Raw genomic sequence first — 25,093 nt, 5'->3', positions numbered from 1 at the left:
CCAAATTTATTGATTATAATCACTTTCAAATTACTATACTTATTAAAATTATGCCAATTTTTTACGATTTTAATTTATTTCAATTTTGCAAAAATTTCATAATTTTGGTATGTTAAAACTGAAATTTATTAATATTTTTAAGGTATTTTAATGTTAAATGCTTCAAGACTAATTACAGTTATAGGGAGTATTTTAGGTGCCACATCCAGCAGTAATAAATGGAAATTTTGCGTATACTGTTGCTACAATAAGAGCGATGATAGCTCTAGGTGTTAGTGGTCCCATTGAATGAGGTATTAGGACACTTTATGCTGGAGGATCTATAGCTTGTAATCACTCGTAGATGAAAATATGGATATTCACAAAGTGTTTAAGAAAAACTTATTAAAATAATACGGTTAAGGGGACATTTAAATGAATACGTTTAATTGATTTATATTATTTATGCTTAGTGCAGTTTTAGGTTCTTTGACAACAAGTATTTTAGACAATATTATGCAAAACATATGGATACCAAGAATATGTGGCATGCTAGTCGCTGGCCTAGTAGGTTTAATTTTATATGTTTTTTTAAATAATAAAAAAGGATCTAATCCCAATCTGGTTGGTAAGTCCGAACGGAAAGAGCCTAGGACATAATTATGTTTTAAGCTATGAACTAAATATTTTGGCAGTAGCTGACTGGATTGAAAATACGCTTATACCAAGCTTTATTCAATCCTAGTCAACCTTGTCGGGGCGGGACGACGAATTCATAATGAATGCTGTTCCGCTCCCTCTTTTTTTATGTTGGAGTGAATTATCTTGAATTTAGAATTATTTTATTGCACAAATGATCATGGTGTCGATGGTTCTGTTGCAAAGTTGAATGTGTAGTATGATATAAACAAAAAAGGTGTATGGAATTGCTAAGAATAAATGGAAAATGTATATACGATATATAAAAATCCTAGATATAAAATCATTCAAAAAGATAATAGATATTTAATGATCGATTTAGAACAAAATTGGTATTCATATTTATGCCCTATGTTGAATTGGTTTATACCTATTAAATATACAGAACTGAGTTACAAAGAGTTTAATAATTTAAACATATTCAATAATGGAGGGCAAAACAGTCAAGGTATGATGGCCGCTGGTATTGGTGTTACTATCAGTGTGCTATTAAGAAGTATTGTGGGTTTCATGGATATTAATATTAATCGAATTTGGGTAGTGATGATGTTTTTAATCGGATTTGTCGGTGTGATAGCACTACGTTTATCTATAAGAAAGAAGTTGAATCATCCAGCATTTAATAAAAATAGCACACAAAAAGTAATGTTGATTCCATCATTCAAAAATATGGTACTGGTGGTGTTTTGTTATTTGATGTTCCTATTTTTATCAATTGCCCCTATTCAAATGATTTTTGATGACAATCAAAACATTTTTGGTTATGTAGGTTGGTTAGTAACGTTGCTTATGTTTACTATTATGAACATAGCTTCAATTTCTGATAGAAAAGTACATGCCAAAATTAAAAATATAGAAAGACAGGTGAAATAAAGTGAAAACAATAGGAAGTATCATATATCTAAGAGAAGGTTCCCAAAAATTAATGATTATTAATCGAGGTCCCATTGTAGATATAGATAATCAAAAGTATATTTTTGATTACTCAGCAAGAGCCCGATAACTATTCACACTAGTTATCGGGCTCGGTCTTTATCATGTTCATACATTATTTAAAACATAATAGTAAAAAATACCAAATTAATTATTTTTTCTATCAATCGTAATATTCATTATCTGTAACATGATACCAATAACAGTAATGATAATAGCGCTATAAATAAGCATATTTGTATTAATAAATTTAAGTAGAATTATCCCACCTAGAGCTGAACCCAATGCACTACCTAAATAGTTGATGGAGCTATTTAGTGCAACGGCGGCACCACCATGATCAGTATGATTTTGTAATAATATATGTTGTTGAGGCGCCTGTGTTGCCCAACCCATAGCACCCCATAAAATAAAAGGTATAAAATTTAAAAAAGGTACTTGAATTGTAACGTTAAGTAATGCGAAGCTTAAGGCTAACGCAAATAAAATAATAAGCATTAAGACGGCAGGATTTTTAAATTTATCAATTAAAAATCCGATTCCAAAACTTCCTATTAATCCACCTACACCCCATGCAGTTAAGTAGCATGTAAGATATTCTGTGTTACCACTTTCTTTGATTATATCAGCTAAATAAGTATACAATCCCAGACTCGCAATGGCAGCGCATAATGTTACGAATACAACGCTTAATACATGTTTATCTAAAAATAATTTGAAGCGTGATTTTAAATTAGGTGGTGCTTGTACTTTAAATCTTGGCAGGTATTTTAATATACTCATTAAGCCAATTAGACCGATAAGTACTATTATTAATATGGAAAAGCGCCAATTCGTATATTTTGAAACTTCTAAACCTAATGGCACTCCCACGACTGTTCCTACACTCATTCCACCAACTGTAAATGCGATGGCTTTTCCTTTATGCTTTTTGGATACTAGATGGCTACTTGAGCTAACCGCAATAGGTGAAAAAATACCTGCGCCCAATCCAGCTATTGCTCTTGAAATGATATAAATCGCATAGTTAGGAGCTAACGCAGTAATTAAATTTGCTAAAGAGAAGACACTGATAGCTAATATTAATATATTTTTCACTTCATTTTTTGCTAATAAAGTAGAAAAAATGGGTGCTGAAATAGCAAAGAATAAAGTAAATACTGTAACACCTTGTCCAACTTCAGCACTATTTTTATTAAAATTATCGCCTATGGCAGGTATTAACCCTGCTACAATATATGCATCCATGCCTAAAGCAAACATACCAATGGTTAAAACCCATACTTTTTTCATCATCATTCCACCCTATAAAAGTTAATATTTATAATACGAAATATTGTTTTCTGATATAAAGATAAAACACCTGGAAGTATGTGTGAATAAGTAATCATTTAAAGGGGTATTAACTAATAGTTAATACTAAAAGGAGAAGCTAATGAACTTTGAATATATACAAGATTTTATTAGAGTAGCTGAATATAATAGTATAAATAAAGCATCACAAGAGTTAAATATTAGTACGCCAGCGCTTAGTAAGAGAATTAAAAGCGTTGAAGCATATTTTAACTGTCATTTATTTTATAGAACTTCAAAAGGTATTTTCTTAAATGAAGAGGGGAAACTGGTATTTAATACATTTAGAGAGATGCAACATTCTATTGCTGATTTAAAGAAGCAGTTGAATATTTCTTTTGATTCTAAATGGAAAATAGGTGTTATTCCTAGTTTTTCTTTAACGAATAAATATAAAAATAGAGGTTTTGATGAGATAGCTAGCTTAATCATTGAAGATAGCACTTCTATTTTAATAGAAGAATTGTCTAAAGGTAATATAGATTTACTTATTGGGGATATATCAAAGCTAAATAATCGTGATATATATCGCAAAAGATTATATAGTGAAGATTTTATGGTTATTTATAATGATGACAATAAATTTACTGAGAGTTCAAAAATTGAGATAAATGAATTATTAAGTGAGAAAATTTATATACAAAATCCACCCTGCGATACGTATGATTTTATTAAAAATAGATCAATGGAAGACAAATTAAAATTACACTATAATAAACATTTTGAATCTGTAATAGCCAACATTAAAGCTGGCAATGGTATTACATTAATGCCGGTGTCATTAACATCAAGAATATCAAACATGAATTTATTTCAAAAAGTTTTGAGCGGATACAAAAGAGATATAGGCATCGCTTCGTATGATCAAAGGAAGATAATAAAAATATATGATTTTTTATTAAAAAATTTAGAAGAAGAGAGAAATCAAAAATAGTTAGAAGGCATATTTAACTTATATAATAAGATAAGGTGAGAACATGGATTTTACGATTAGAACAGAGGAAGTTGTGAAAAACGCATTTGCTAATGAATCATATAGTGATCAGAGTGAACATAGATTAGTTGCGAATTTGAGAAATTCCGATGCGTTTGTTCCAGATTTATCATTAGTTGCTGTAGATAAAAACAAAATGATTGGTCATATATTATTAACTAAGATTGTTATTGTTAATGATGAGAAAAATACAGAATCATTAGCTTTAGCACCAGTTTCTGTATTGCCCGATTATCAAAACAAAGGTGTAGGACGAAGTTTAATACAAAAATCTTTAGAAATAGCAAAGAAACTTAATTTCGGGTCAGTTATAGTAATGGGACATGCAGAATACTATCCTAAATTCGGATTTAAACAAGCTTCTAATTGGGGCATTCAAGCACCGTTTGATGTACCAGATGAATTATTGATGGCGATAGAATTAAAGAAAAATGCTTTAGATGAAGCTTCTGGAGTAATTCAGTATTCAAGCGCTTTTTTTGAGTGACAAAAGAGGTGTATGGAGTTGATAAAAATAAATGGAAAATGTATATACAATATATAAAAATCCTAGATATAAAATCATTCAAAAGAATAATAATAAAGGTAATAGGCGCAAAAGCCATACCAAAAAATCCCCTCACTACGTAATAAGTGAGGGGATTAGTGTATAAGTGAACACTTATTTTCGATAAGTAAATTATAATAATAGAGTGTGGAGAAATTCATATTGAATATAATGTTATAATATAGTGAAAAGTTCATTAAAGTTTTTGAATGATGGATAAAAAGCAGTCCAAAAAATTATAAAATTAAGTTAAAGTAATGGAAAATCATCAATACGATAACAATAGAAATTATTGAAAAGAATAGTAAATATAAATTAATACACTATAAGGGTTCGCATTATATTATTGATTTAAATCGGAATAAATTAACTTATATTTTTCCATTATTAAATTATGTAACAAGAAATCCATTGATAGAAGTCAAAGAAGCAGAGCTTAAACAAATTTTAACTATTTCTAGTTCAAAAGAGAAAAACGATAAAAGAAAGGCTCTAACAACTTTTGCCTCAGGTCTGAGTATTTTAATCGCTATTACAACTAAGTCTATTACTGATTATCTAGATTTCACAACGAATATATACATAAATGTAATACTATTAATATTAACTATATTACCTATGTTAGCATTTAAATCCATGATTGATAAAAATAAAAAGAATAAACTCAAGATAAGATTAACTCAAATACAAGCATATGCATATATTTTGCCAAGTGTAAAATATATCGTTCAAAATATCTCTTTTTACATTGTTTTTCTCTTTTTATTTATCATAAGTTTAGCTGGGTTATTAACATTGAAACATACGAATATGATATTTGTCGTTGGAATTATAATGACTTTAATGTTTATCCTTTTTCAGAACGTACTTTTATATGCTCAAACTAAAATTGACGGTAAGTTAGGTAGAATGAATTCGAAGTGATAGGCAGTATTATATATTTGAAAGAAGAGAGTCTTATATTTTATAAGTTAGAGAAGTCTAAAATTTTAAAGCCAAATTGGTATTTTATTATTATTGTCCAAAATCGACTTCTAAAAATTCAGAAAATCATATATAGTATACTGTATAAAATATATAATTTGTATATAAAATAGAAGGAGATATGTGTAATGGGAGAAAACACAAAAAAATGGTATAAGTCGAATTGGTTTACACTTTTATGTTTAGTCTTCGTTTTTCCTATTGGCTTATTTTTAATGTGGAAATTCACGAATTGGAAGACTTGGGTAAAAGTTGTGGTGTCAGTATTTTTTGCAATAATAGTTATAGCAAATATGGGAAACAATCAAGAATCTAATCAAAAAAATGAGTCCAATAAGACAGCTATTGTTGAAAAATCAAATAAAAATACTGATGAAAAATCATCATCAAAAGAAGAAAAAACTGAAGAGAAAGAAGACAATTCTAACGATGTAACAAATAAAAGTTCAGTGAACGAGAAAAAAACGGATGATGAAGTATCGAAGAAAAATAGTAATGACAATTATGATTACAATACTCAAAAAGCTGAAGTTACAAATAAAGAAGAAAACAAAGAACATAGTAATTTTAATGATAAAAATGTAGATCATTCTGACAAAAATTTAAATAATTCTGATACAAATCAAAATACTGCATCTACTTCAGTTAATCAGAATAATGCTGCACAACAAGTGCCACACAGTTATTCTAATTGTGCAGCTTTAAGACAAGACTATCCAGGAGGCGTTCCTAAAGGGCATGCTGCATATTCAAGTAAACTAGATAGAGATAGTGATGGTTATGCTTGTGAGATTAAATAAAATTTTTGATGATTTATAAAGCCGATAATGCTGTATATGTAATTTAAATATCTTAGTATAACCTAAAAAACCCAATCACTATTTGAGGTAGTGATTGGGTTTTTTACAATTTTTAATGTGTTTATAAATTAAAAGTATATTTATTATTTGGAATGTTGGATTAGGCACAGTAGAATTTATCAAAACTTAGGTAATAAAGTGGAAAGTTAGTATAACTATAATAAATATAATCTTTAATTGAGCTAACTATATATCATAGTTGTGGGTTTTATAAGATGGTTACAGATTTATTAAAAACAGTTATTTTATATAACATAACTGGATATATTTTCAATTTATAATTAAAATTTAGAAAAGAGGGAGATATTTCTTTAAATTTATAAGAAAATATAACATTACTGATAAATGAGATAGGTGATATTGTGGGAAATTTGTTAAAAATAGAGAACATTCCATATTCAATGGAAAAGCTTAATAATTCAGTTCGATATTGGGAAACGTCTAAAGATGGGAAATTTTTATTAAGATATCCAACTGTATACATAATAAATGATAAAAAAACAAGAAATGAATTTGAAGTATATGTTGGTGAAACAGCAGATATCAGAAATAGAACAAGACAGCATTTAAATACCGATATTAAAGTGAAACCATTTTGGGAAAAATTTTCTGAATCAAACAAATCAACAATGTATATCATTGGACACGAGTTATTCAATAAATCGTTAACTTTGGATATTGAGAATAGACTAATGCAATATTTGTTAAGTGTGGATAACATTTCTAAAGTACATAATAGTCGAACAAATCAACAAAATGAGTACTATACTTCTGAAAAGTTAGATGAGATTTTTTCAGATATTTGGCAATCATTAAATAAAAAGAACAACGAGTTATTTCCATTAGAAAGTATTATAAAAGACTCAGCAATATTCAAAGCATCTCCATTCCATAAGTTGACTCAAGAACAGACCAATGCAAAAGAAGAAATACTCACTAAAATAAAAGAAGCTATCTTATTAGAAGAAGATGGGCAATTAATCATCGTTGAAGGAGAAGCGGGATCTGGAAAAACAGTATTAATGAGTACATTATTATATGAGTTAGGAAAATATAATTTAGATTTAAATAAAAAGTTAGATATACATTTATTAGTTAACCAAAACGAACATGTTACTATTTATGAGCAAATAGCTACTAAATTAGGTATAAATAGTAAAAATAATAGCATAATTGGAAAACCAACTAGGTTTATCAATAGACATACTACAGAAGAAAAAGTAGATGTTGTTATCGTTGATGAAGCGCATTTATTATTGACACAAGGTAAACAAAGTTATCAAGGTAAAAATCATTTAAATGATTTATTGGATAGAGCTAGAGTTGTCGTTATAGTTTTTGACTTAAAACAAGTTCTTACTACTGAACAAATATGGGAAGAAGACAAGATAAATCACTACTTTAATCGTGCTAAAGATAAAAACAATCATATTACTTTGAGAAATCAAATGCGTATTAATAGTGACCAAGAAACAGTAAATTGGATTAGAAATATAGTAGATAATCAAACAGTTAATAATATACCATATGATAGCAAGGGATATGACATTAAAATATTTGATACACCCATAGAATTAGAAAATGCAATAAGGAATAAGGCTAATAAAACAGAAAGTGGCATTTCAAGAATGCTTGCTACATTTGATTGGAAATATAATAATAATCCTCCTGAAAATAAAGATTACTGGAGAGTAGAAATAGATGGCTGGTCTATGCCATGGAATTATCAAATAAAACCAACTAGAAATCAATCTAAATTACCTTGGGTTGAACAAACTCAAACTATTAATGAAATTGGTTCAACCTTTACAATACAAGGGCTTGATTTGAATTTTGCAGGTGTGATTATTGGTCCATCTGTTAAATACAGAGATGGTAAAATAGTATTTGATAAAGAAAGTAGTGCAAATAAAAAAGTTACACAGAAAAGAACTTTGACAGATGGTTCAAAACAATATTTTTCTGAAATGCTATTAAAAAATGAGCTTAATGTATTATTAACTCGTGGTGTGAATGGACTATATATTTATGCAGTAGATAAACAATTAAGAGAAGTATTAAAAAAAGCAGAAAAAGGTGATAATAATGAGCGACACAAAAGAAATTTTAAAGAAAATTAATAAGTTTAGGGATGAGCGTAATTGGAGACAGTTTCATAATGAAAAAGATTTATCTCTTTCAATAAGTTTGGAAGCAGCTGAATTACTAGAATTGTTCCAGTGGAAAACACCTGAAGAAGTCGTAGTTACAAAACAAGAAAGATTAGCAGAAGAACTGGCAGACGTTTTAATTTATAGCTACATGCTTGCGGATAATTTGGATTTTGATATTAATGATATTATTCAAAAGAAATTAAAGAAAAACGCAGAAAAATATCCAGTAGACAAAAGTAAAAATAGTAATTCGAAATATAATCAGTTTTAACTTCATGAAAAGTGGCATATAAAATTGATTTGAGTATTAATTTATATTAGAATATTTATTTTTATTAAAGTGCAACACTTATATAAGTTCAATCAAAACAACATAAAGATGTACTGATAACATGATATGCTAAATTTTGGAGACAGAATGTAATGAATTGGTGCGCGAATGCGTCAATTTGAATACAGATAATTACAGATAAACTTGCTAAGTTTAAAGAGAGGTGACCAATCATATGAAACTTGCGGAACAAATTAAGAAGTATCGAAAAGAGCAAGGTTTAACCCAAGATCAACTTGCTGCTGAATTACATACAACGAGACAAACGGTTTCTAAATGGGAACAGGGCTCAATTGAACCTAATGCGCAAATGATTGTTAATTTGGCACAAATGTTTAATATTACGACAGATGAATTACTTACTGGAGAAAATATGAGTAATTTCACTAAGGAGTTAAATGAGACGGGTACGGATCATTTAAATTTTTGGGACTTCTTGTCACAGAAATGGTGGTTTGTCTTAGCTATCGTTGTTATAGTTTGTGGTACTTTATCTCAAATATTCGCAGGTTAATCATTTAGGTTTCCTACACAAATTTAGGAGGAAACACATGAATATTTTAATAAAGTCAGCAAAAATATTTGGAATTATTATACTTACTTTTGTGATTACAGTTGTGGCACAAAACGTTGCAATTCTATGGCATTTGCTAGACTTAAAGTCGGTTGAAACAATACTCCATGGACTCACATATGCTGTTATCACATTTTTACTTATCAAATGGTTCATTCAGAAAGGTTTGAAACAAGAACTCAGGGATTATCGATTGACCAGATTTAAGTTATCACTCGATGTTATAGTCATAGGTTTAAGTATCCCTGTTATAGTGATTCTTATATGCATCATATTTATCCCAGGAAGTTTTGTTGTTACAAGAATAGCTAATCCAATTGACTATTGTAATATGCTGTTTGAAATTGTCTTTCTTGGGGGTATTTTCAGTCCGATTGCCGAGGAAATATTAGTTAGAGGTTTACTCATGGGCTATATTGAAAAGCAAACAAATATTACCACTGCAATCATGATTTCCTCTGTATTATTCGCAGTGGTACATTTATTTAATGGCGGGATGTCTGGGGTAAGTCTAATATTACTTTTAACAAGTGGCACGATTGCTGGTATGCTTTACGGCCTAATTGCTTATAAGTATCAATCAATTTGGGCGAGTGCCTGTCTGCATATTTGCTGGAACTTATCAGATTTGTGTCATATTTCAACAAATAATGAGCAATACGGTATTGTTCAATATATTGTAGAAACTAAAAACATCTGGATAACGGGTGGTGCCTATGGTAATAGTGCGTCAGTGATTTCAATGTTAATATTTTTAATGGCAATCTTTTTGATTTTAAAAAAGAAAGCAATTAAATATTAGTCATTCTTGTTAATGCGGGTAGTCTTGAAGTGGATAATTATCTATTTCTTAAATATTTAAGCAGAAAAATGTGATTTGTTCATAATTTTCGCTAGAGTAAAATATAATTTAGCCCTATGATGAGTGCGTAAAGGAGCGGATTGATTTGAAATTTAGTCATGTAGGAGAACGAATTAGAATATTAAGGAAGTCTAAAAGGATGTCTCAAGAGAAATTAGCAGAATACCTTAATGTTTCTCGTCATTCTATTTCAAATTGGGAAAGAGAAGTAAATTTACCAGATATACATTCTTTAGTGGAAATGACTAAACTTTTCAACGTTTCTTTAAACTTTTTGGTTAAAGGAGAAGAGATGATTGTGAACAAATATGTTTATGCAGCACTAGCATTTTTCTTAGGTAGTTTTGGGGCACATCGATTTTATAGAAAGCAAAATGGTAAGGCGGTTTTATATTTATTATTTTGTTGGACTGGAATACCAGGTGTGATTGGAATATATGAAGGCATTATCGCATTTATTAAAACTGTTGATAAACAAGGGCATATTTAAAGACATTGTAAGGCGCGGGACAGCATTCATTATGAATTCGTAGTTCCGCCCTGGCAAGGTTGACTAGGATTGAAAAAAGCTTGGTATAAGCGCATTTTCAATCCAGCCAGCTACTGCCAACATAGAGTTCAGAGCTTAAAACATAATGATGCCCCAGATGCTACGCTTATATAGCCGCCAATACATTTGTCCAGAAACTTAAGCGCTTTCTTTTCAACATGTTTTCTAACTGTAGTATAATTGTCCTCATATAATGATAATGTTTATCAATTAAAGGATATCATGTTTTAAATATATGAGGAGGATTCATGTATGGAGGATGTAATCGTTATTGGGGGCGGTCCTGCTGGTTTATTTGCAAGTTTTTATTCTGGATTAAGAGGCATGTCGGTCAGAATCATTGATGTACAAGATAAGCTGGGTGGTAAGATGCAGCTTTACCCCGAAAAAATCATTTGGGATATTGGTGGTATTGCGCCGAAGCCATGCTATCAAATTATTGAAGATATGATTGCGCAAGGTTTATATTTTAATCCACTTGTTAATTTGCAAACACGTGTTGTTGATATTCGCAAACGTGCTGAACGTCATTTTGAGGTAGAAACGGCGACTGGGGATGTATTTGAGTCTAAGGCAGTTATTTTTGCGATTGGTGGCGGAATTATTAATCCTAAACCACTAGAAATTAGTGGAGCAGAGCGTTATCAATTAACGAATTTGCATTACGTTGTTCAATCTTTAAGTAAATTTAAAGACAAAGAGATTCTTATCTCTGGCGGCGGTAATACTGCATTAGATTGGGCACGTGATTTAGCACCGATTGCGAAGCGTGTGACGGTGGTTTATCGTAAAATGGAAACGTCAGGTTATGAAGTGATGCATTCCGTTTTAACAGAGCGTGGTGTAACACTGATGCCACGGACGCAAATTAAGCAATTGATTGGTGATGACAAGAATCAGCGTATCCATAAAGTGTGTTTGGAACATTTGGATTCAGGGGATACTGAAACACATCGTTTTGATGATGTCATTATTAGTCATGGTTTTGACCATGAAAATCCACTGTTAACAGATTGTACTTCAAAGCTAGAACGGTATGACGATTATCGTGTTAAAGGCTTTGGTAATACAACGACAAATATTCCAGGTATTTTTGCGTGTGGCGATATTGTTCATCATGATGCGAAAGTGCATTTAATTGCCAGTGCGTTTAGTGATGCGGGTAATGCTGCGAATTTAGCTAAAACATATATTGAACCTGAAGCAAGTGATGAAGGTTATGTGTCTAGTCATAATGACATTTTTAAAGCAGCGAATCAGTCTATTCTTGCACAATATTTATAATTAGGAAAAGGGTGGAACCATGGTTAGAGTAAGTTATGAATCTCCATCAGTACAAGACTATTGCGCACTACGTGTCGAGGCGGGAATGAGCCCAAAATCTGAAGCTGCAGCTCAAAAAGGATTACCTCATGCTTGTTTTAATGTAACATTGTATGATGAAGCGACGCTTGTCGGCATGGGACGTGTGATTGGTGATGGTGGCACTGCATTGCAAATAGTTGATATTGCAGTGCGACCTTTATACCAAGGGCAAGGCTTTGGTAAATGTATTTTACAAGAAATTATGTCTTATATAGATCGTATTGCTGAACAAGGTACTTATGTTAGTTTAATTGCTGATTATCCGGCAGACCAATTGTATGCGCAATTTGGTTTTACTTCAACTGAACCGAAGTCTGGTGGCATGTATAAGGTTTATTGATACAACAGCAAGGGGAACCGGAATGCATTTTAAATTCGTATGCCAGACTACTCAACTACTGACAATATAATAGTTAAGAAAGTCCATGGCATAAATGTCAAAATAATAGCCCAAAGACGATTTTTTATTTTAAATCATCTTTGTGCTTTTTCTATTTGAGTAAGTAGTTGTATATTTAAGTTTTGATTTTTATTGTCTAGATTTATTTTTTAAGACTTTTTTCAGTTTATCTTTTTACTTAATTTAATTAAGGTATTATTTTTGGCTGAGTTAATATTTGAAAACTATATAAAAGTGTTATATGCTCATTAAAAGTACATGAATAATATTATTAATATAATGTTGCAAGATATAAGGAGTTTCCGATGAATGAAAATTTAGAAAAATATATAAAAAGCTTACCAATTTTAGGGTTGTTTATTAGTATTTTTTTGATGATTTTATTCTTTTTCATTTGGAAAGCCGAAGGGAATTTATTTATTATTTTTTTGTATTGCTTATTACCTGTAATTGTCAATACTTCTATTTATGGTGCATTTAAACTTTATAAGAATAAGTAATGTGATGAATGTTATTGTTTTAAGAAATCTTTTTTTTTAAAAAAGCATTATCTATAAAGGTTGCTATGCCAACAAAAGGAAACTCAAAGATGAGTTTCCTTTTGTCGTGTATTCGATAATTTTTCTAGTCTCTTTTTTTAGTGACTACCATAATTCCTAGAATTAAAGCGATAAATAGAACAAATTATATTATTAAAGAAATGCAAGAAATAGCAAATGTTATGTCAAATATAGTCCAAATGATACTATTTTTAAATGATTTTAGAAACGATTTAATGGGTATCAAATTGCTTTATTTGGATACAGTAATAAAACAAAAATTTCTCTATGTCCTAGTCGTATTTTGTTTATTTATTAAAGTCGATTACAACACGTCCTGCTTGTCGATGGTTAATAATCTTGTCTAAATATGTCGGTAGGTCCTTAAAGGCAATACTTGTTTTAATATCATGCAATTGGTCTGGTCTTAAATCAGTTGCTAAGCGACGCCATACGCGCTCTCTGACTTTCATAGGTGTGAAGACCGAATCAATACCTAGTATATTCGCGCCACGTAAAATAAATGGGAAAACGGTACTGTCGAAATGATGACCACCTGTTAGGCCAATTAGGGCGAGACTACCTCCATAATCTAAGCGTTTGAGTACGTAAGATAGGCCTTCGCCACCAATCGGATCCACAGCTGCTTGCCAAGTGCGACTGGCAAGTGGCTTTTGGTCGTCCTGTTCTATACGGTCAATGATTTTTGTGGCACCTAACTGCGTTAATCGTTCTTTAGATTCATGATTTCCTGTACTGGCAATGACCTGATAGCCAAGTGTGCTAAGCATCATGACAGCGAGTGAGCCAACGCCACCTGAAGCACCTCTTACAAGTACCTCTTTGCCTTCAATAGTCATGCCTTGATTTTCTAGGCGTTCGATGGCTAATCCGGCAGTATAACCAGCAGTACCATAAATCATGGTTTCTTCCAATGTAAGATGTTCGGGTAGCGGTACAATCCAGTCTGAATTCACTCGAGCATATTCACTAAATCCTCCAAAGTGACTAACACCTAAATCGTAGCTTGTGACAATCACTTCTTGACCTTTTGAATAACGTGGGTCATCGCTATGTTCGATGGTGCCAGCTAAATCGATCCCTGGTACCATTGGATAATTTTTAATTACTCCGTTATTGTCTTGTGTGGCAAGGGCATCTTTGTAATTAATGCTTGAGTATTGCACTTTGACTAATACGTCACCTTCTGGTAGGTCGTCGTTAGTTAACTGTATAAAGTCACCTTGAACCTTACCATCATCATCTTGAGTTACTTGGAAAGCGTTAAATTGTTGCGTCATCTGTATGTTTGCCTCCTTAGATTGTTGTACAACGTCATTATCATTATTTACCCTAATTCAATTTTTCTTATACAAATAGCAATACATCAAATATTTTTGATGATTAAAATAATAAAAAAATATTTCAATATATCACTATTATTATGGGCATTGACATGAATTCATGGGCAATCTATAATTAGTTTGATAATGATTATCAATTGTGTGCATACATTTTATTTTCTAGTGAGAAATACTACTATAACAATTATTAAATAAGCAAATCTTAGCATTAGTTATTCTCATTTAGAACGGTTGTACAATGGTTTGATGATTGTTCATAACATACTTGAGGTGATTATTTTGAAAAAACTACCAACAATATTATTAGCTTCGTCATTACTATTAGCAGCATGTGGTAGCCAAGATGGCGGACAGGATTCACATTCTAAAAATAAGAGTAGCAAAAGCAATAACACAGCAGAGTTGAAAAAAGCTACTAAAGAATATGAAAAGTATACAGATAAACAATTAGATAAGTTTTTAAAAGGGACAACAGATTTTGTTAATGCGGTGAAGAATGATGATATGGAAAAAGCAAAATCGCTATATCCTAAAGTACGTATGTATTATGAACGTTCAGAACCTGTAGCAGAAGCTTTTGGTGATTTAGATCCGAAAATCGATGCACGTCTCGCTGATATGAAAGAAGAGAAAAAAGAAGATAAATGGACGGGTTATCATAAGATTGAAAGATCGTTATACCAAGATAATAAAATTGATGCAACAACGAAAAAAGATGCTGATCAATTGTTGAAAGATGCCAAAGAGTTAGATGCCAAAGCAGACACATTAAAAATCACGCCTAAATTAATGTTACAAGGATCTGTGGATTTACTTAATGAAGTATCAACATCTAAAATCACTGGTGAAGAAGAAATTTATTCTCATACTGACTTATATGACTTCAAAGCCAACATTGAAGGTGCACAAAAAATTTATACACTATTTAAACCAGAATTAAATAAAAAAGATAAAAAGTTATCAGCAGATATTCAAAAGAACTTTGATAAAGTGAACAAACTGTTAGACAAATATAAAGACGGTGACGGCTATAAACCATATGGTGATGTTTCTAAAGCAGATAGAAAAGCGTTAGCAGATGCAGTGAATGCATTAGGGGAACCGTTGAGTAAAATGGCCGTGATTACAGAATGAGTAATCAAGACGAACAACAAAAAGGACAAGTCTCAAGACGTTCCTTCTTAAAAATGTTAGGAATTGGTGGCGCGGGTGTCGTCATCGGCGCAAGTGGTGCAGGTAGTGTATTTTCATTTAAGTCAATGTTTGATACGCCAGAAGATAAAGAGAAAGATGCTTTTGAATTCTATGGCAAGGTTCAAGCTGGTATAACAACGCCAACACAAAAGACATGTAATTTTGTAGCATTAGAACTTAAATCTCGTGATAAAGCAGAAATTAAGAAAATGTTTCAAAAATGGACGGATATGACGGTAAGTCTAACTGAAGGCGAACCAGTTGAAAAGGATAGAAGTCATAATACGTTGTTACCTCCAGCAGATACAGGTGAATCGATTGGCTTAGGTGCAAGTAAGTTAACAATCACGTACGGTGTTAGTAAATCATTTTTAAAGAAAGTAGGTCTATCATCTAAGATACCTAAAGACTTTAAAGATTTACCTCATTTTGCAAATGATCAATTGGAAGATGAGTATAGTGATGGTGATATCATGATTCAAGCTTGCTCTAATGATTCACAAGTGACATTCCATGCGGTACATAATCTAATTCGTCCGTTTAGAGACTTAGTTAAAGTGAAATGGTCACAAACTGGTTTTGTTTCCGGAAAATTAGATGAAACACCAAGAAACTTAATGGCATTTAAAGATGGTACAGTCAATCCACGTAAAAGTGATGAATATAAAAACTATGTCTTTATTGATGATGGTTGGGCAAAGCATGGAACTTATTGCATTATTCGCCGTATTCAAATTCACATTGAAACATGGGACCGTACAGCTTTAGAAGAACAAGAAGCGACATTTGGTCGTAAACGTAGTTCAGGTGCACCATTAACTGGGAAAAAAGAATTTGATGAGCTTGATTTAGACGCAAAAGATAGTTTAGGTGAGTATGTGATTCCTAAAGATGCACATGCACGTTTGGCACATGAAGCTAAGACGTCCATCAAACGTCGTGCATATAATTATTTAGGCGGTACGAATGAAAAAACAGGTGCATTAGAAACAGGTTTAATGTTTATATGTTTCCAAAAATCACCACAACAGTTTATTGATATTCAAAACCATTTAGGTCATCAGGATAAGCTAAATGAGTATATTACACATCGAGGATCGGCTACATTTTTAGTGTTGCCTGGTGTGAAAAAAGGAGGCTACCTTGGTGAAACGTTATTTAATTAAGGTTGTTATTCTTTTAGCTATACTCACAATGGCTTTCCGGATGGCGCCTATGCCTTCAGCGGCTGCAGATAAGCCATCGATTAGTGATGTCTATGTTTCTATTACGGATGCTAAATCAATTTTAGAAGACAAATCAAAAAGCGATAAAGATAAAAAGCAAGCGATTAAAGATATTGATAAACAGCTAGATACATTAAAAATTAAAAATACGAAACAGGGGAAAGATGTTAAGCAGCAATGGCAAGCAGTTAAGAAAACATCTTCAACTGAGTCACAAGCAGCAAAATTATCTGAAGTCACAAAATCATTAATTGCTTATGAGAATGCTGAATCTTCTGTAGATGCATCGAAAAAAATTAAAGAATTACAACAACAAGTAGATGCCAAAGACAGTCAGATGCAACAGGCAATTAAGGATAAAGATGAGACAAAGTTACAATCTATAAATAATAGTTTGAATCAGATTTGGACAAGTCATGAAACGGTTATCCGTAACTATGATGATTCAAAATATGGTCAAATCGAAGTGAACTTGATGCAGTTACGTGTGGCAGTTCAAAAAGAACCTTTAGATATCAATAAAGTTAAAAATGCTTGGACAACTTTTAAAACAAGCATTGACCAAGTTGATCAAAAACAATCAAATCAAAGTTCAGATAAGTATAATGTGACACAATTAAATGATGAATTGGATAAAGCCATTAAAGGTATTGAAAATAATCAATTGAAACAAACAGACGATGCTTTAAGTAAATTCATTCAAATTTGGCCTTACGTAGAAGGTAAAATTCAAACGAAAAATGCGTCACTCTATACAACGATAGAAGATAAGATTCCTTATTATCAAAGTATATTAGATGATAGTAATAAAGACCGTGTTAAAGAAGGTCTACAAGATATTAATTCAGACATCAAAGATACGGTCGGCAAAGATAGTTATTCCTTTGTTGATGTCATGATTATTTTCTTGCGTGAAGGTCTTGAAGTATTACTTATCATTATGACATTGACAACAATGACACGTAATGTGAAAGATACGAAAGGTACAGCAAGTGTTCTAGGTGGTGCGATGCTTGGTTTAATTCTAAGTCTTGCCTTAGCCGTTGTCTTTATTCAAACTTTAGGTAATAATGGTTTGTTACGTGAAGGCATGGAAGCGACGTTAGGCATTATTGCCGTCGTCTTGATGTATATTGTAGGTATTTGGATGCATCGCCGTTCAAGTGCAAAACGTTGGAATGACTTAATTCAGTCCATGTATCAAAATGCAATTAGCAACGGCAACCTAGTATTGTTAGGTACGATTGGTTTAATTTCAGTGCTTAGAGAAGGTGTAGAAGTTATTATCTTCTATATGGGTATGATAGGCAGTATTCAGACAATAGACTTTGTGATTGGCATTGCCTTAGCCATTGTAATCCTTATTATCTTCGCATTGTTATTTAGATTTATTGTTAAACTGATACCAATTTATTACATTTTCAGAGTGCTTTCTATATTTATCTTCTTAATGGCGTTCAAAATGTTAGGTGTTAGTATTCAAAAACTTCAATTACTTGGTACATTACCACAACATAGTATTGAGGGCTTACCAACTATAAGCGTAATCGGATTCTATCCAAGCTTTGAAACGATTGGCGCGCAAATCATTTACATTATTTTAGTCATTGTGTTTATGAGAACACAACGTCAGCAAACGCAAACGACATAAATAAAACATATTAAGATGAGCTGTGAAGAAGATCTATAACAATCGGTTTCTTCACAGCTATTTTTATAGATAGAAAGGCATGGCTATAGTTATAACAGATTAAAGTTTAAAGTACTGGTAGGGTTTCCGCTATATCATTGATATGGTAAGAAACATCATTTAAAGGTATTAAAACTGAAGAGGCTGAAGCTGTTTCCTTAGCCAAAGAGATAATCATACGAAAAGAAGCACAAAGACGATTTTTAAATTCAAATCATCTTTGTGCTAATATTTTGGGATTGTTGTCCCAATCTAATTTTAATTGCTATGTGTGATTTTAGCAATAAACATACTAAATTCAAACAATAGAATGATAGGTAATGTCAATAATAAATTGAGTGTGATATCTGGAGGTGCGATAATACTTGCGGCAACAAAACAACCGAAATAAATATATTTGCGGTATTTGCCCAATTGATGTACATCCATTAAATCAAAACGTGCCAGTCCCATAAATAACGTCGGTAACTGAAAGAGGATACCAAAGACAAACAACCAACGAATGAGTTCGCCTAAATATGACTTAAAGCCGATAGTTGGGTCAATATGTAGCATTTCCGATAAATTCAGTGAAAAATTAATAACTAAAGGAAATCCGATATAGAATGCGAATAATACGCCTAGAATAAACAACCCTGCACACCATATACTATAGCGATAAATAAATCGACGTTCATTTTGATGTAATCCTGGCGCAATAAATGCCCATAGTTGATAAAAAACGAATGGCACTATTAGGCATAGTGCCACGAAGAAGATAATCATGACATAAATTTGTATCATTTCAGTAAATGAGAAGGCGTGTAACGTTACATTTGCGCGCTTGATATAGTTGATAAATGGATTTATCCACCAATGTGATGATGCGTATACAATGATGGTAGATACCAAAAATGCAATGATTATCCTGACGAAGCGTCTGCGCAATTCATCAATGTGTTCCAACAGGGTATAATTACTTAGATTACTCTCGTTGTGATTTGGACTCTTTACTGGGAGTATCAAGTGAATGATCTTCATCTAAGTGTTCGGCTGCTGACTTAAATTCTCGTAATGTACTGCCAATAGCTTTACCGAACTGGGGTAATTTCTTAGGACCGAAAATAATTAATGCGATTATACTAATAATAACTAAACTTGTAGGACCGGTAATACCTACTGCAAAAATGTTTGGTAACATAGTTAAAACCTCACTCCAAATGGATTATTCATTTCAATTATAACTTTATACTCATTGATAAAGATTATCAATGATAAATTTGTGTTATCTTAAATTTAATGGTCTTATGTGGGAGAATCTAACCATTTTAAAGGGAGTTGATCATGATGACAAAGGAAACTATCACTGCAGTACAAGCTTCAGAAATTGAAGATTTACAAGCAATTGCGCAACGCACATTTCATGCTACATTTGAAGGGTCTTATTCAGAAGCTGATTTTTCACAATTTTTTGCAGAGAATTACAGTTTAGATATTTTAACGACAGAATTTCACAACCCCGAATCATTTCATTACTTTTATAAAGTCAAAGGACAAATTGTGGGATATTTAAAATTAAATATCGATGCTGCCCAAACGGAAGCTAAGGGTCCAGCATATTTAGAAATACAACGCATTTACTTTGATAAAGCATATCAAGGTGGAGGTAGAGGGAAAAAGTTTATTCAACTGGCTCTCAATAAGGCGCTGGAATATCAAAAGACAAAGGTATGGCTAGGCGTATGGGAACATAATCCTCAAGCCTTAGCATTTTATAAGACATGTGGTTTTAAAGTAACTGGACAACATGAATTTAAGACGGGAGATGTCATTGATATCGATTTAATTATGGAACGCAGCGTGTCGGATTAATTTTTAAAGGTTTAGTAGCGTCTAGTGCATCATCATATTTAAAGCTATGAACTAAATATTGGCAGTAGTTGACTACATTGAAAATAAGCTGATACCAAGCTGTTTTTCAATTCTAGTCAATTGTGCCGGAACGGGACTACGAATTCATAATGAATTCTGTCACTTTTTTTAATTTGTACGAAATTTGTAAATAAAAAACTTAAAAATTAACATAAAATTAGTATTTTTAATGTATAGTATAAGTATCAAGCATGTCATAATGCTTAGACGATAAGATAATGGAGGAGTTATAATGAAAAGATTATTAGCAAGTATATTGATTCTATCTTTATCTTTAGCGGCCTGTTCGCATGATGATGGCAACAGTAATAAGGAAGATACTAACAAATCAGAACAACATGATAGCCAAAAAACAGATAAAAACAAACAAAAAGATAAGAAAGATAAGAAATCAAATGTTCAAAAAGATGACGATGAGCAAGCAACGAATGACTCAAAAGACAACAGCTCAGAGAAAAACAGCAACAAGCAAAATAATGCTTCTCAATCGCAGTCTGGTGCTCAACAAGGTCAAGCAACAAATCAGAACAACCAAGCTAATAATAACAAAGGACAATCTCATTATGTTAAGCCATATCAAAGTCCCAATGCAGCTTATGTCTCAAGACAGCTAACAATATTTAACGGTAATGAAAATACAGCTTTAAAACAATTGCCTAACTTCAAAAACGCTTTAACAAAAGCGAATCAAGAAGTAAATAAAATTCACCAAATGCAATGTCAATATAATGATTATGCCATTCAATCTCATAATGGACGCTATGAGTATCTGTTTAGTTTTAAAAATCCTAAACAACAAGGAACTTATACCATTGTATCAGTGAATGGACAAGGTCAACCAAGTATTATTGAACCAGCATATCAACCTAAATAACAGATTACAGCCGACGTTAATAAGAGAGTCGGCTGTAATCTTTTTTAGTTATCAGCGTGTTTCTTATGGAGTTCTTTTAAAATCACGTCCGTAATCTCTGCTAATGCATGATTTGATTTATTGACAAAAGGATGATTGATGGATGGAATGCGCTGTTCAATTAAATCCTCATGTAACAATGCCTCGTCTTTATACCATACGGGTCGAAGTGCGGACAAGACATGTTCATAAATACCACGTTCTTGTTGGTACGTTTCGTGTTGTGGTGTAAATAGACATACCTTTTTATCTATGGTCAATGCGTCAAAGATGATAGAGGAATAATCTGTAACAATGATATCGGCGATTAATATTAAATCTTGTGTCTCAATATCTTTAGGCGCACGAATCACACGCTCTGGTAAACTGTAATCTTGTTGTGCTTCAACATGACCTTTGAATATAATATGGTACTGTTGCAATAAATCATCTGTAATTGTCAAATGTTGTTGTACCGTGTCTTTATGCCATGTTGGCGCATATAGAAGTACAGGCTTATCATCAGTGATATGAAGTTTCTTGCTGATGTGTTTGACTTGGGCACGGTCATGACGATGCTGTAGTAAATAGTCTACACGTGGATAACCCACAGGCAAGACGTTAGTCTCTTGATTTGGAAAAGCTGAATTGAAATATGGTACTACAGATGTGGCATCAACGACAAGATAATCTTGTTGAAGCCATTTATTATATTTACGTGCACGATAATTATAGATATTGCTATTTTCATATGGTTCAGCACTATCTAAAAATAAGCGTTTAATGGGTGAACCGTGCCAGAGTTGGATAATTGTACCATTTGGATGATATGTATCTGGCATATAACTTTCAATCACCACAACTTTGGCACTTTCAATCAGTTCTTGTTTGTTTTCTGCAGAAGTAGAAATAAAATTTGGACCTTTACGTTCATCTGTAATGAAATACGTATCCACCATAGGATTGCGCTTTATAAAATGATTGAATAAGTATTTTGAATTACCACGATAACCATGATCAAAGCCTAAGAAAACAACGTGATCTTTAACCTTTGATGTATCCTTTTGATAAAGATAGCTTAGTTTTTTGTGATTATTGACAGCATGTTGGTGCATCATGTTATATAGCCATTTAGGTAATTTGAATTTTGTCGTTACTAACCAGCTATCGGCAAAGCGCATTTTACTACTATCATCTTTATATTGCGGTTGTGGGAACGGGATAGCTTGGTATTGCTGATACGCTAATTTGTTTAATTCAAAATAATTCGTTGAGTTAATTTGCTGATCAGCTAACCAAGTCCAAAATGTCTCGCTTGCCTGTATTGGTTGAGTAAAATCATATGCCACGTGACCATCGACTACGACATCATCAAATAATAATGTCATAAGCGCTAAGTCAAAAATGTTATGAACGACATCCGTGGATAAATGATGCAAAGCGGTTGGAATATGGTAAACAAGGTTAGGATAATGATTAATATTTTGTGACCATGTTTTAAAGTCAACTTGAGCTTGACCAAAATATCGACAATCATTTAAATATTCTCCGTTGATTGTATAATCAACGACGATTGGATGAGGGTGTAAAGTGACAGACTTCAGCATGTCTTGGTGAATTTTAATTTCGTTCGCATAAGGAGCAAAGTGCGTATAGCCGTCAGCTAATGCACTTTCTAGTTGACTCGTTAATTGTTCCATATGAGAAATGTTAATTTGTTTCAGCATGATTTAACCTTCTATCTGTTAGCGATTTTCATTTATTTTACCATGTCAGATTAGATAATTCACTGATATGCGGCTTACAATCCAATAAAACGATAGTTACATATTTCTCGTAAAAAATACAATGCTAATTTTTGGTTTTAAATGCTTATTTTTGTATAGAATTCATTAGAAATAGTATTGTATTATAGGTATAAAGGTGTTATATTTTTATTGTGAAAAACTTCACAAAGGCTAACTGATGAATGCACACGTTGTGTTCATTGTAAATAAACTACAGAAAGAGGAGTCATGTATGTTAGTTCAATCTTTTAATCCTTTTGATAACTTATTGTTATCAAGCATTGTTGCAGCTATTCCAATTATCTTATTCTTATTATGTCTTACAGTTTTTAAAATGAAAGGGATTTATGCTGCAATCACTACTTTAGTTGTCACTTTGCTTATCGCCATTCCATTCTTTAAACTTCCTGGTGGCATTGCTACTGGTGCCGTAGTAGAAGGTTTCTACCAAGGTATTATTCCAATTGGCTATATTGTAATGATGGCCGTGTTACTTTATAAAATTACACAAGAATCTGGTCAATTCCAAACAATTCAAGATAGCATTACAAGCATTTCACAAGACCAACGTATTCAATTATTATTGATTGGTTTTTCATTTAATGCCTTTTTAGAAGGGGCAGCAGGCTTTGGTGTACCAATTGCAATTTGTGCCTTATTACTTACTCAATTAGGTTTCAGACCTTTACAAGCTGCGATGTTGTGTTTGGTAGCCAATGCAGCGTCTGGTGCATTTGGTGCCATCGGAATTCCAGTAGGTATTGTTGATACATTACACTTGCCTGGACATGTTACAGCTATGGGTGTATCTCAAACATCTACGTTAACTTTAGCCATCATTAACTTCTTTATTCCATTCTTATTAATTGCAATTATCGATGGCTTCAAAGGTATTAAAGAAACTTTACCAGCTATATTAGTAGTATCTATTACGTATACAGTCTTACAAGGTTTACTTACTGTATTCAACGGTCCAGAATTAGCTGACATTGTACCACCATTAGCATCAATGGGGGCATTAGCTTTATTCTCTAGAAAATTCCAACCTAAAAATATCTTTAGAGTTCAAAAAGATGTTAAACCTGAACCAACAAAACATCTTACAGCAAAACAAGTATTATATGCTTGGAGTCCTTTCATTATCTTAACTGTGATTGTGATGGTTTGGAGTTCACCTTCATTTAAAGGATTATTCTTGCCAAAAGGTAAACTCTCATCACTCGTGTTAAACTTCAGTTTACCTGGTACGTTTAGTGATATTGCACACAAACCAATCATGTTATCATTTAACTTCATTGGACAAACTGGTACCGCTATTTTAATCACTATTCTGATTACTGTGTTAATGGCTAAAAAAGTTAGCTTTGGTGATGCTGGTCGATTATTTGGTGTAACGTTTAAAGAACTTTGGTTACCTATTTTAACTATATGTTTCATCTTAGCCATTTCTAAAATCACAACATACGGTGGTTTAAGTAGTGCCATGGGTCAAGGTATTGCAAAAGCAGGTAATGTCTTCCCAGTATTATCTCCAATTCTAGGATGGATTGGTGTATTTATGACTGGTTCAGTTGTAAACAACAACTCGCTATTTGCTCCAATTCAAGCATCTGTAGCACAACAAATTGGCACAAGTGGTTCACTCTTAGTTGCTTCAAATACAGTTGGTGGGGTAGCTGCAAAATTGATTTCTCCTCAATCAATAGCTATTGCTACAGCTGCTGTTAAACAAGTTGGTAAAGAATCTGACTTATTAAAAATGACACTTAAATATAGTATTGGATTATTAATCTTCGTATGTATTTGGACATTCATACTTTCATTAATATTCTAGAAAAGAACTTAATAAATCAGTACTTAATCGTTTCTCTGTAAACGATTAAGTACGGCAACCATGACGGAACGG

At 32.2% G+C, this 25,093-nt stretch carries 24 protein-coding genes and 1 pseudogene; 20 read left to right on the top strand and 5 right to left on the bottom strand.

Features of this window, described 5'->3' with window-relative positions; genetic code table 11:
• The first annotated feature begins 918 nt into the window (after nt 1-918).
• A complete protein-coding gene (locus CD041_RS07865; RefSeq protein WP_070648153.1) occupies nt 919-1,551 on the top strand; it encodes a DUF443 family protein in 633 nt (210 codons plus the stop codon).
• Nucleotide 1,552: 1 nt separating this feature from the next.
• Nucleotides 1,553-1,669, top strand: a pseudogene (locus CD041_RS07860) (DUF4176 domain-containing protein); the annotation flags it as partial.
• A gap of 89 nt (nt 1,670-1,758) precedes the next feature.
• On the opposite strand, the gene CD041_RS07855 reads toward CD041_RS07860, so the two are convergent.
• Nucleotides 1,759-2,904 carry an MFS transporter gene (locus CD041_RS07855; protein ID WP_070648154.1) on the bottom strand — a complete coding sequence of 382 codons (1,146 nt, stop codon included), beginning with the start codon at nt 2,902-2,904 and terminating at the stop codon, nt 1,759-1,761.
• Nucleotides 2,905-3,046: 142 nt separating this feature from the next.
• Here CD041_RS07855 and CD041_RS07850 point away from each other — a divergent pair, with 142 nt between their 5' ends.
• The 12 genes from CD041_RS07850 (at nt 3,047) to CD041_RS07795 (ending at nt 13,084) form a co-directional block, all read left to right on the top strand.
• A complete protein-coding gene (locus CD041_RS07850; protein ID WP_070481651.1) occupies nt 3,047-3,898 on the top strand; it encodes a LysR family transcriptional regulator in 852 nt (283 codons plus the stop codon).
• 43 nt (nt 3,899-3,941) lie between these two features.
• A complete protein-coding gene (locus tag CD041_RS07845) occupies nt 3,942-4,445 on the top strand; it encodes a GNAT family N-acetyltransferase (RefSeq protein WP_080606522.1) in 504 nt (167 codons plus the stop codon).
• Nucleotides 4,446-4,769: 324 nt separating this feature from the next.
• A complete protein-coding gene (locus CD041_RS07840) occupies nt 4,770-5,429 on the top strand; it encodes a DUF443 domain-containing protein (protein ID WP_308446736.1) in 660 nt (219 codons plus the stop codon).
• Between the two features lie 188 nt (nt 5,430-5,617).
• The gene (locus CD041_RS07835; RefSeq protein WP_002460213.1) at nt 5,618-6,289 is read left to right on the top strand and encodes an excalibur calcium-binding domain-containing protein; all 672 of its coding nucleotides are present in this window, start codon (nt 5,618-5,620) and stop codon (nt 6,287-6,289) included.
• Nucleotides 6,290-6,711: 422 nt separating this feature from the next.
• A complete protein-coding gene (locus CD041_RS07830) occupies nt 6,712-8,469 on the top strand; it encodes a DUF2075 domain-containing protein (RefSeq protein ID WP_037545184.1) in 1,758 nt (585 codons plus the stop codon).
• Nucleotides 8,435-8,773, top strand: coding sequence for a nucleotide pyrophosphohydrolase (locus tag CD041_RS07825; RefSeq protein ID WP_070648156.1), 339 nt, complete (start codon nt 8,435-8,437; stop codon nt 8,771-8,773). The genes CD041_RS07830 and CD041_RS07825 overlap by 35 nt, the downstream gene beginning before the upstream one ends.
• Nucleotides 8,774-9,008: 235 nt before the next feature.
• The gene (locus tag CD041_RS07820) at nt 9,009-9,347 is read left to right on the top strand and encodes a helix-turn-helix domain-containing protein (protein WP_002478750.1); all 339 of its coding nucleotides are present in this window, start codon (nt 9,009-9,011) and stop codon (nt 9,345-9,347) included.
• Between the two features lie 37 nt (nt 9,348-9,384).
• Complete coding sequence (locus CD041_RS07815) at nt 9,385-10,209, top strand: CPBP family intramembrane glutamic endopeptidase (RefSeq protein ID WP_002492283.1); 825 nt, start codon at nt 9,385-9,387, stop codon at nt 10,207-10,209.
• A gap of 145 nt (nt 10,210-10,354) precedes the next feature.
• Nucleotides 10,355-10,759, top strand: a complete 405-nt coding sequence (locus tag CD041_RS07810; protein ID WP_002492278.1) for an NINE protein — start codon at nt 10,355-10,357, stop codon at nt 10,757-10,759.
• A 312-nt stretch (nt 10,760-11,071) separates the two neighbouring features.
• Nucleotides 11,072-12,103 carry an NAD(P)/FAD-dependent oxidoreductase gene (locus tag CD041_RS07805; protein ID WP_002478752.1) on the top strand — a complete coding sequence of 344 codons (1,032 nt, stop codon included), beginning with the start codon at nt 11,072-11,074 and terminating at the stop codon, nt 12,101-12,103.
• A 19-nt stretch (nt 12,104-12,122) separates the two neighbouring features.
• Entirely contained in the window at nt 12,123-12,524 is a 402-nt protein-coding gene (locus CD041_RS07800) for a GNAT family N-acetyltransferase (RefSeq protein WP_002478753.1), read from the top strand.
• A 365-nt stretch (nt 12,525-12,889) separates the two neighbouring features.
• Entirely contained in the window at nt 12,890-13,084 is a 195-nt protein-coding gene (locus CD041_RS07795; protein ID WP_002460200.1) for a hypothetical protein, read from the top strand.
• A gap of 347 nt (nt 13,085-13,431) precedes the next feature.
• Here the strand turns inward: CD041_RS07795 and CD041_RS07790 are convergent, their stop codons facing one another.
• On the bottom strand, nt 13,432-14,424 hold the full coding sequence (locus tag CD041_RS07790) for an acrylyl-CoA reductase family protein (RefSeq protein WP_037545178.1): 993 nt from the start codon (nt 14,422-14,424) through the stop codon (nt 13,432-13,434).
• 342 nt (nt 14,425-14,766) lie between these two features.
• On the opposite strand from CD041_RS07790, the gene efeO reads away from it, so the two are divergent.
• The 3 genes from efeO to CD041_RS07775 are packed head-to-tail and all read left to right on the top strand — an operon-like array spanning nt 14,767 to nt 18,558.
• Entirely contained in the window at nt 14,767-15,621 is an 855-nt protein-coding gene (gene efeO, locus CD041_RS07785; protein ID WP_002478755.1) for an iron uptake system protein EfeO, read from the top strand.
• On the top strand, nt 15,618-16,847 hold the full coding sequence (efeB, locus tag CD041_RS07780) for an iron uptake transporter deferrochelatase/peroxidase subunit (protein ID WP_070648157.1): 1,230 nt from the start codon (nt 15,618-15,620) through the stop codon (nt 16,845-16,847). Before efeO ends, efeB begins: the two co-directional genes overlap by 4 nt.
• Complete coding sequence (locus CD041_RS07775; RefSeq protein WP_070648158.1) at nt 16,828-18,558, top strand: FTR1 family protein; 1,731 nt, start codon at nt 16,828-16,830, stop codon at nt 18,556-18,558. Before efeB ends, CD041_RS07775 begins: the two co-directional genes overlap by 20 nt.
• 297 nt (nt 18,559-18,855) lie before the next feature.
• Here the strand turns inward: CD041_RS07775 and tatC are convergent, their stop codons facing one another.
• Nucleotides 18,856-19,542 (bottom strand): twin-arginine translocase subunit TatC, encoded by a 687-nt coding sequence (gene tatC / locus CD041_RS07770; RefSeq protein ID WP_176744565.1) that lies wholly within the window; start codon nt 19,540-19,542, stop codon nt 18,856-18,858.
• Nucleotides 19,543-19,561: 19 nt separating this feature from the next.
• On the bottom strand, nt 19,562-19,777 hold the full coding sequence (tatA, locus tag CD041_RS07765) for a twin-arginine translocase TatA/TatE family subunit (protein ID WP_070648160.1): 216 nt from the start codon (nt 19,775-19,777) through the stop codon (nt 19,562-19,564).
• 143 nt (nt 19,778-19,920) lie between these two features.
• On the opposite strand from tatA, the gene CD041_RS07760 reads away from it, so the two are divergent.
• Nucleotides 19,921-20,448 carry a GNAT family N-acetyltransferase gene (locus CD041_RS07760; protein WP_037545169.1) on the top strand — a complete coding sequence of 176 codons (528 nt, stop codon included), beginning with the start codon at nt 19,921-19,923 and terminating at the stop codon, nt 20,446-20,448.
• Nucleotides 20,449-20,740: 292 nt separating this feature from the next.
• Complete coding sequence (locus CD041_RS07755; protein WP_002478761.1) at nt 20,741-21,382, top strand: hypothetical protein; 642 nt, start codon at nt 20,741-20,743, stop codon at nt 21,380-21,382.
• 44 nt (nt 21,383-21,426) lie between these two features.
• Here CD041_RS07755 and CD041_RS07750 read toward each other — a convergent pair whose 3' ends face one another.
• Nucleotides 21,427-23,127, bottom strand: coding sequence for a CDP-glycerol glycerophosphotransferase family protein (locus CD041_RS07750; RefSeq protein ID WP_062077985.1), 1,701 nt, complete (start codon nt 23,125-23,127; stop codon nt 21,427-21,429).
• Nucleotides 23,128-23,419: 292 nt separating this feature from the next.
• On the opposite strand from CD041_RS07750, the gene CD041_RS07745 reads away from it, so the two are divergent.
• Nucleotides 23,420-25,021 (top strand): L-lactate permease, encoded by a 1,602-nt coding sequence (locus CD041_RS07745; RefSeq protein WP_002478763.1) that lies wholly within the window; start codon nt 23,420-23,422, stop codon nt 25,019-25,021.
• Nucleotides 25,022-25,093 lie beyond the last annotated feature (72 nt).

Origin of the sequence: Staphylococcus lugdunensis (assembly GCF_002901705.1) — a bacterium.
Classification (GTDB): domain Bacteria; phylum Bacillota; class Bacilli; order Staphylococcales; family Staphylococcaceae; genus Staphylococcus; species Staphylococcus lugdunensis.
This window is presented reverse-complemented; position numbering and strand designations above follow the sequence as displayed.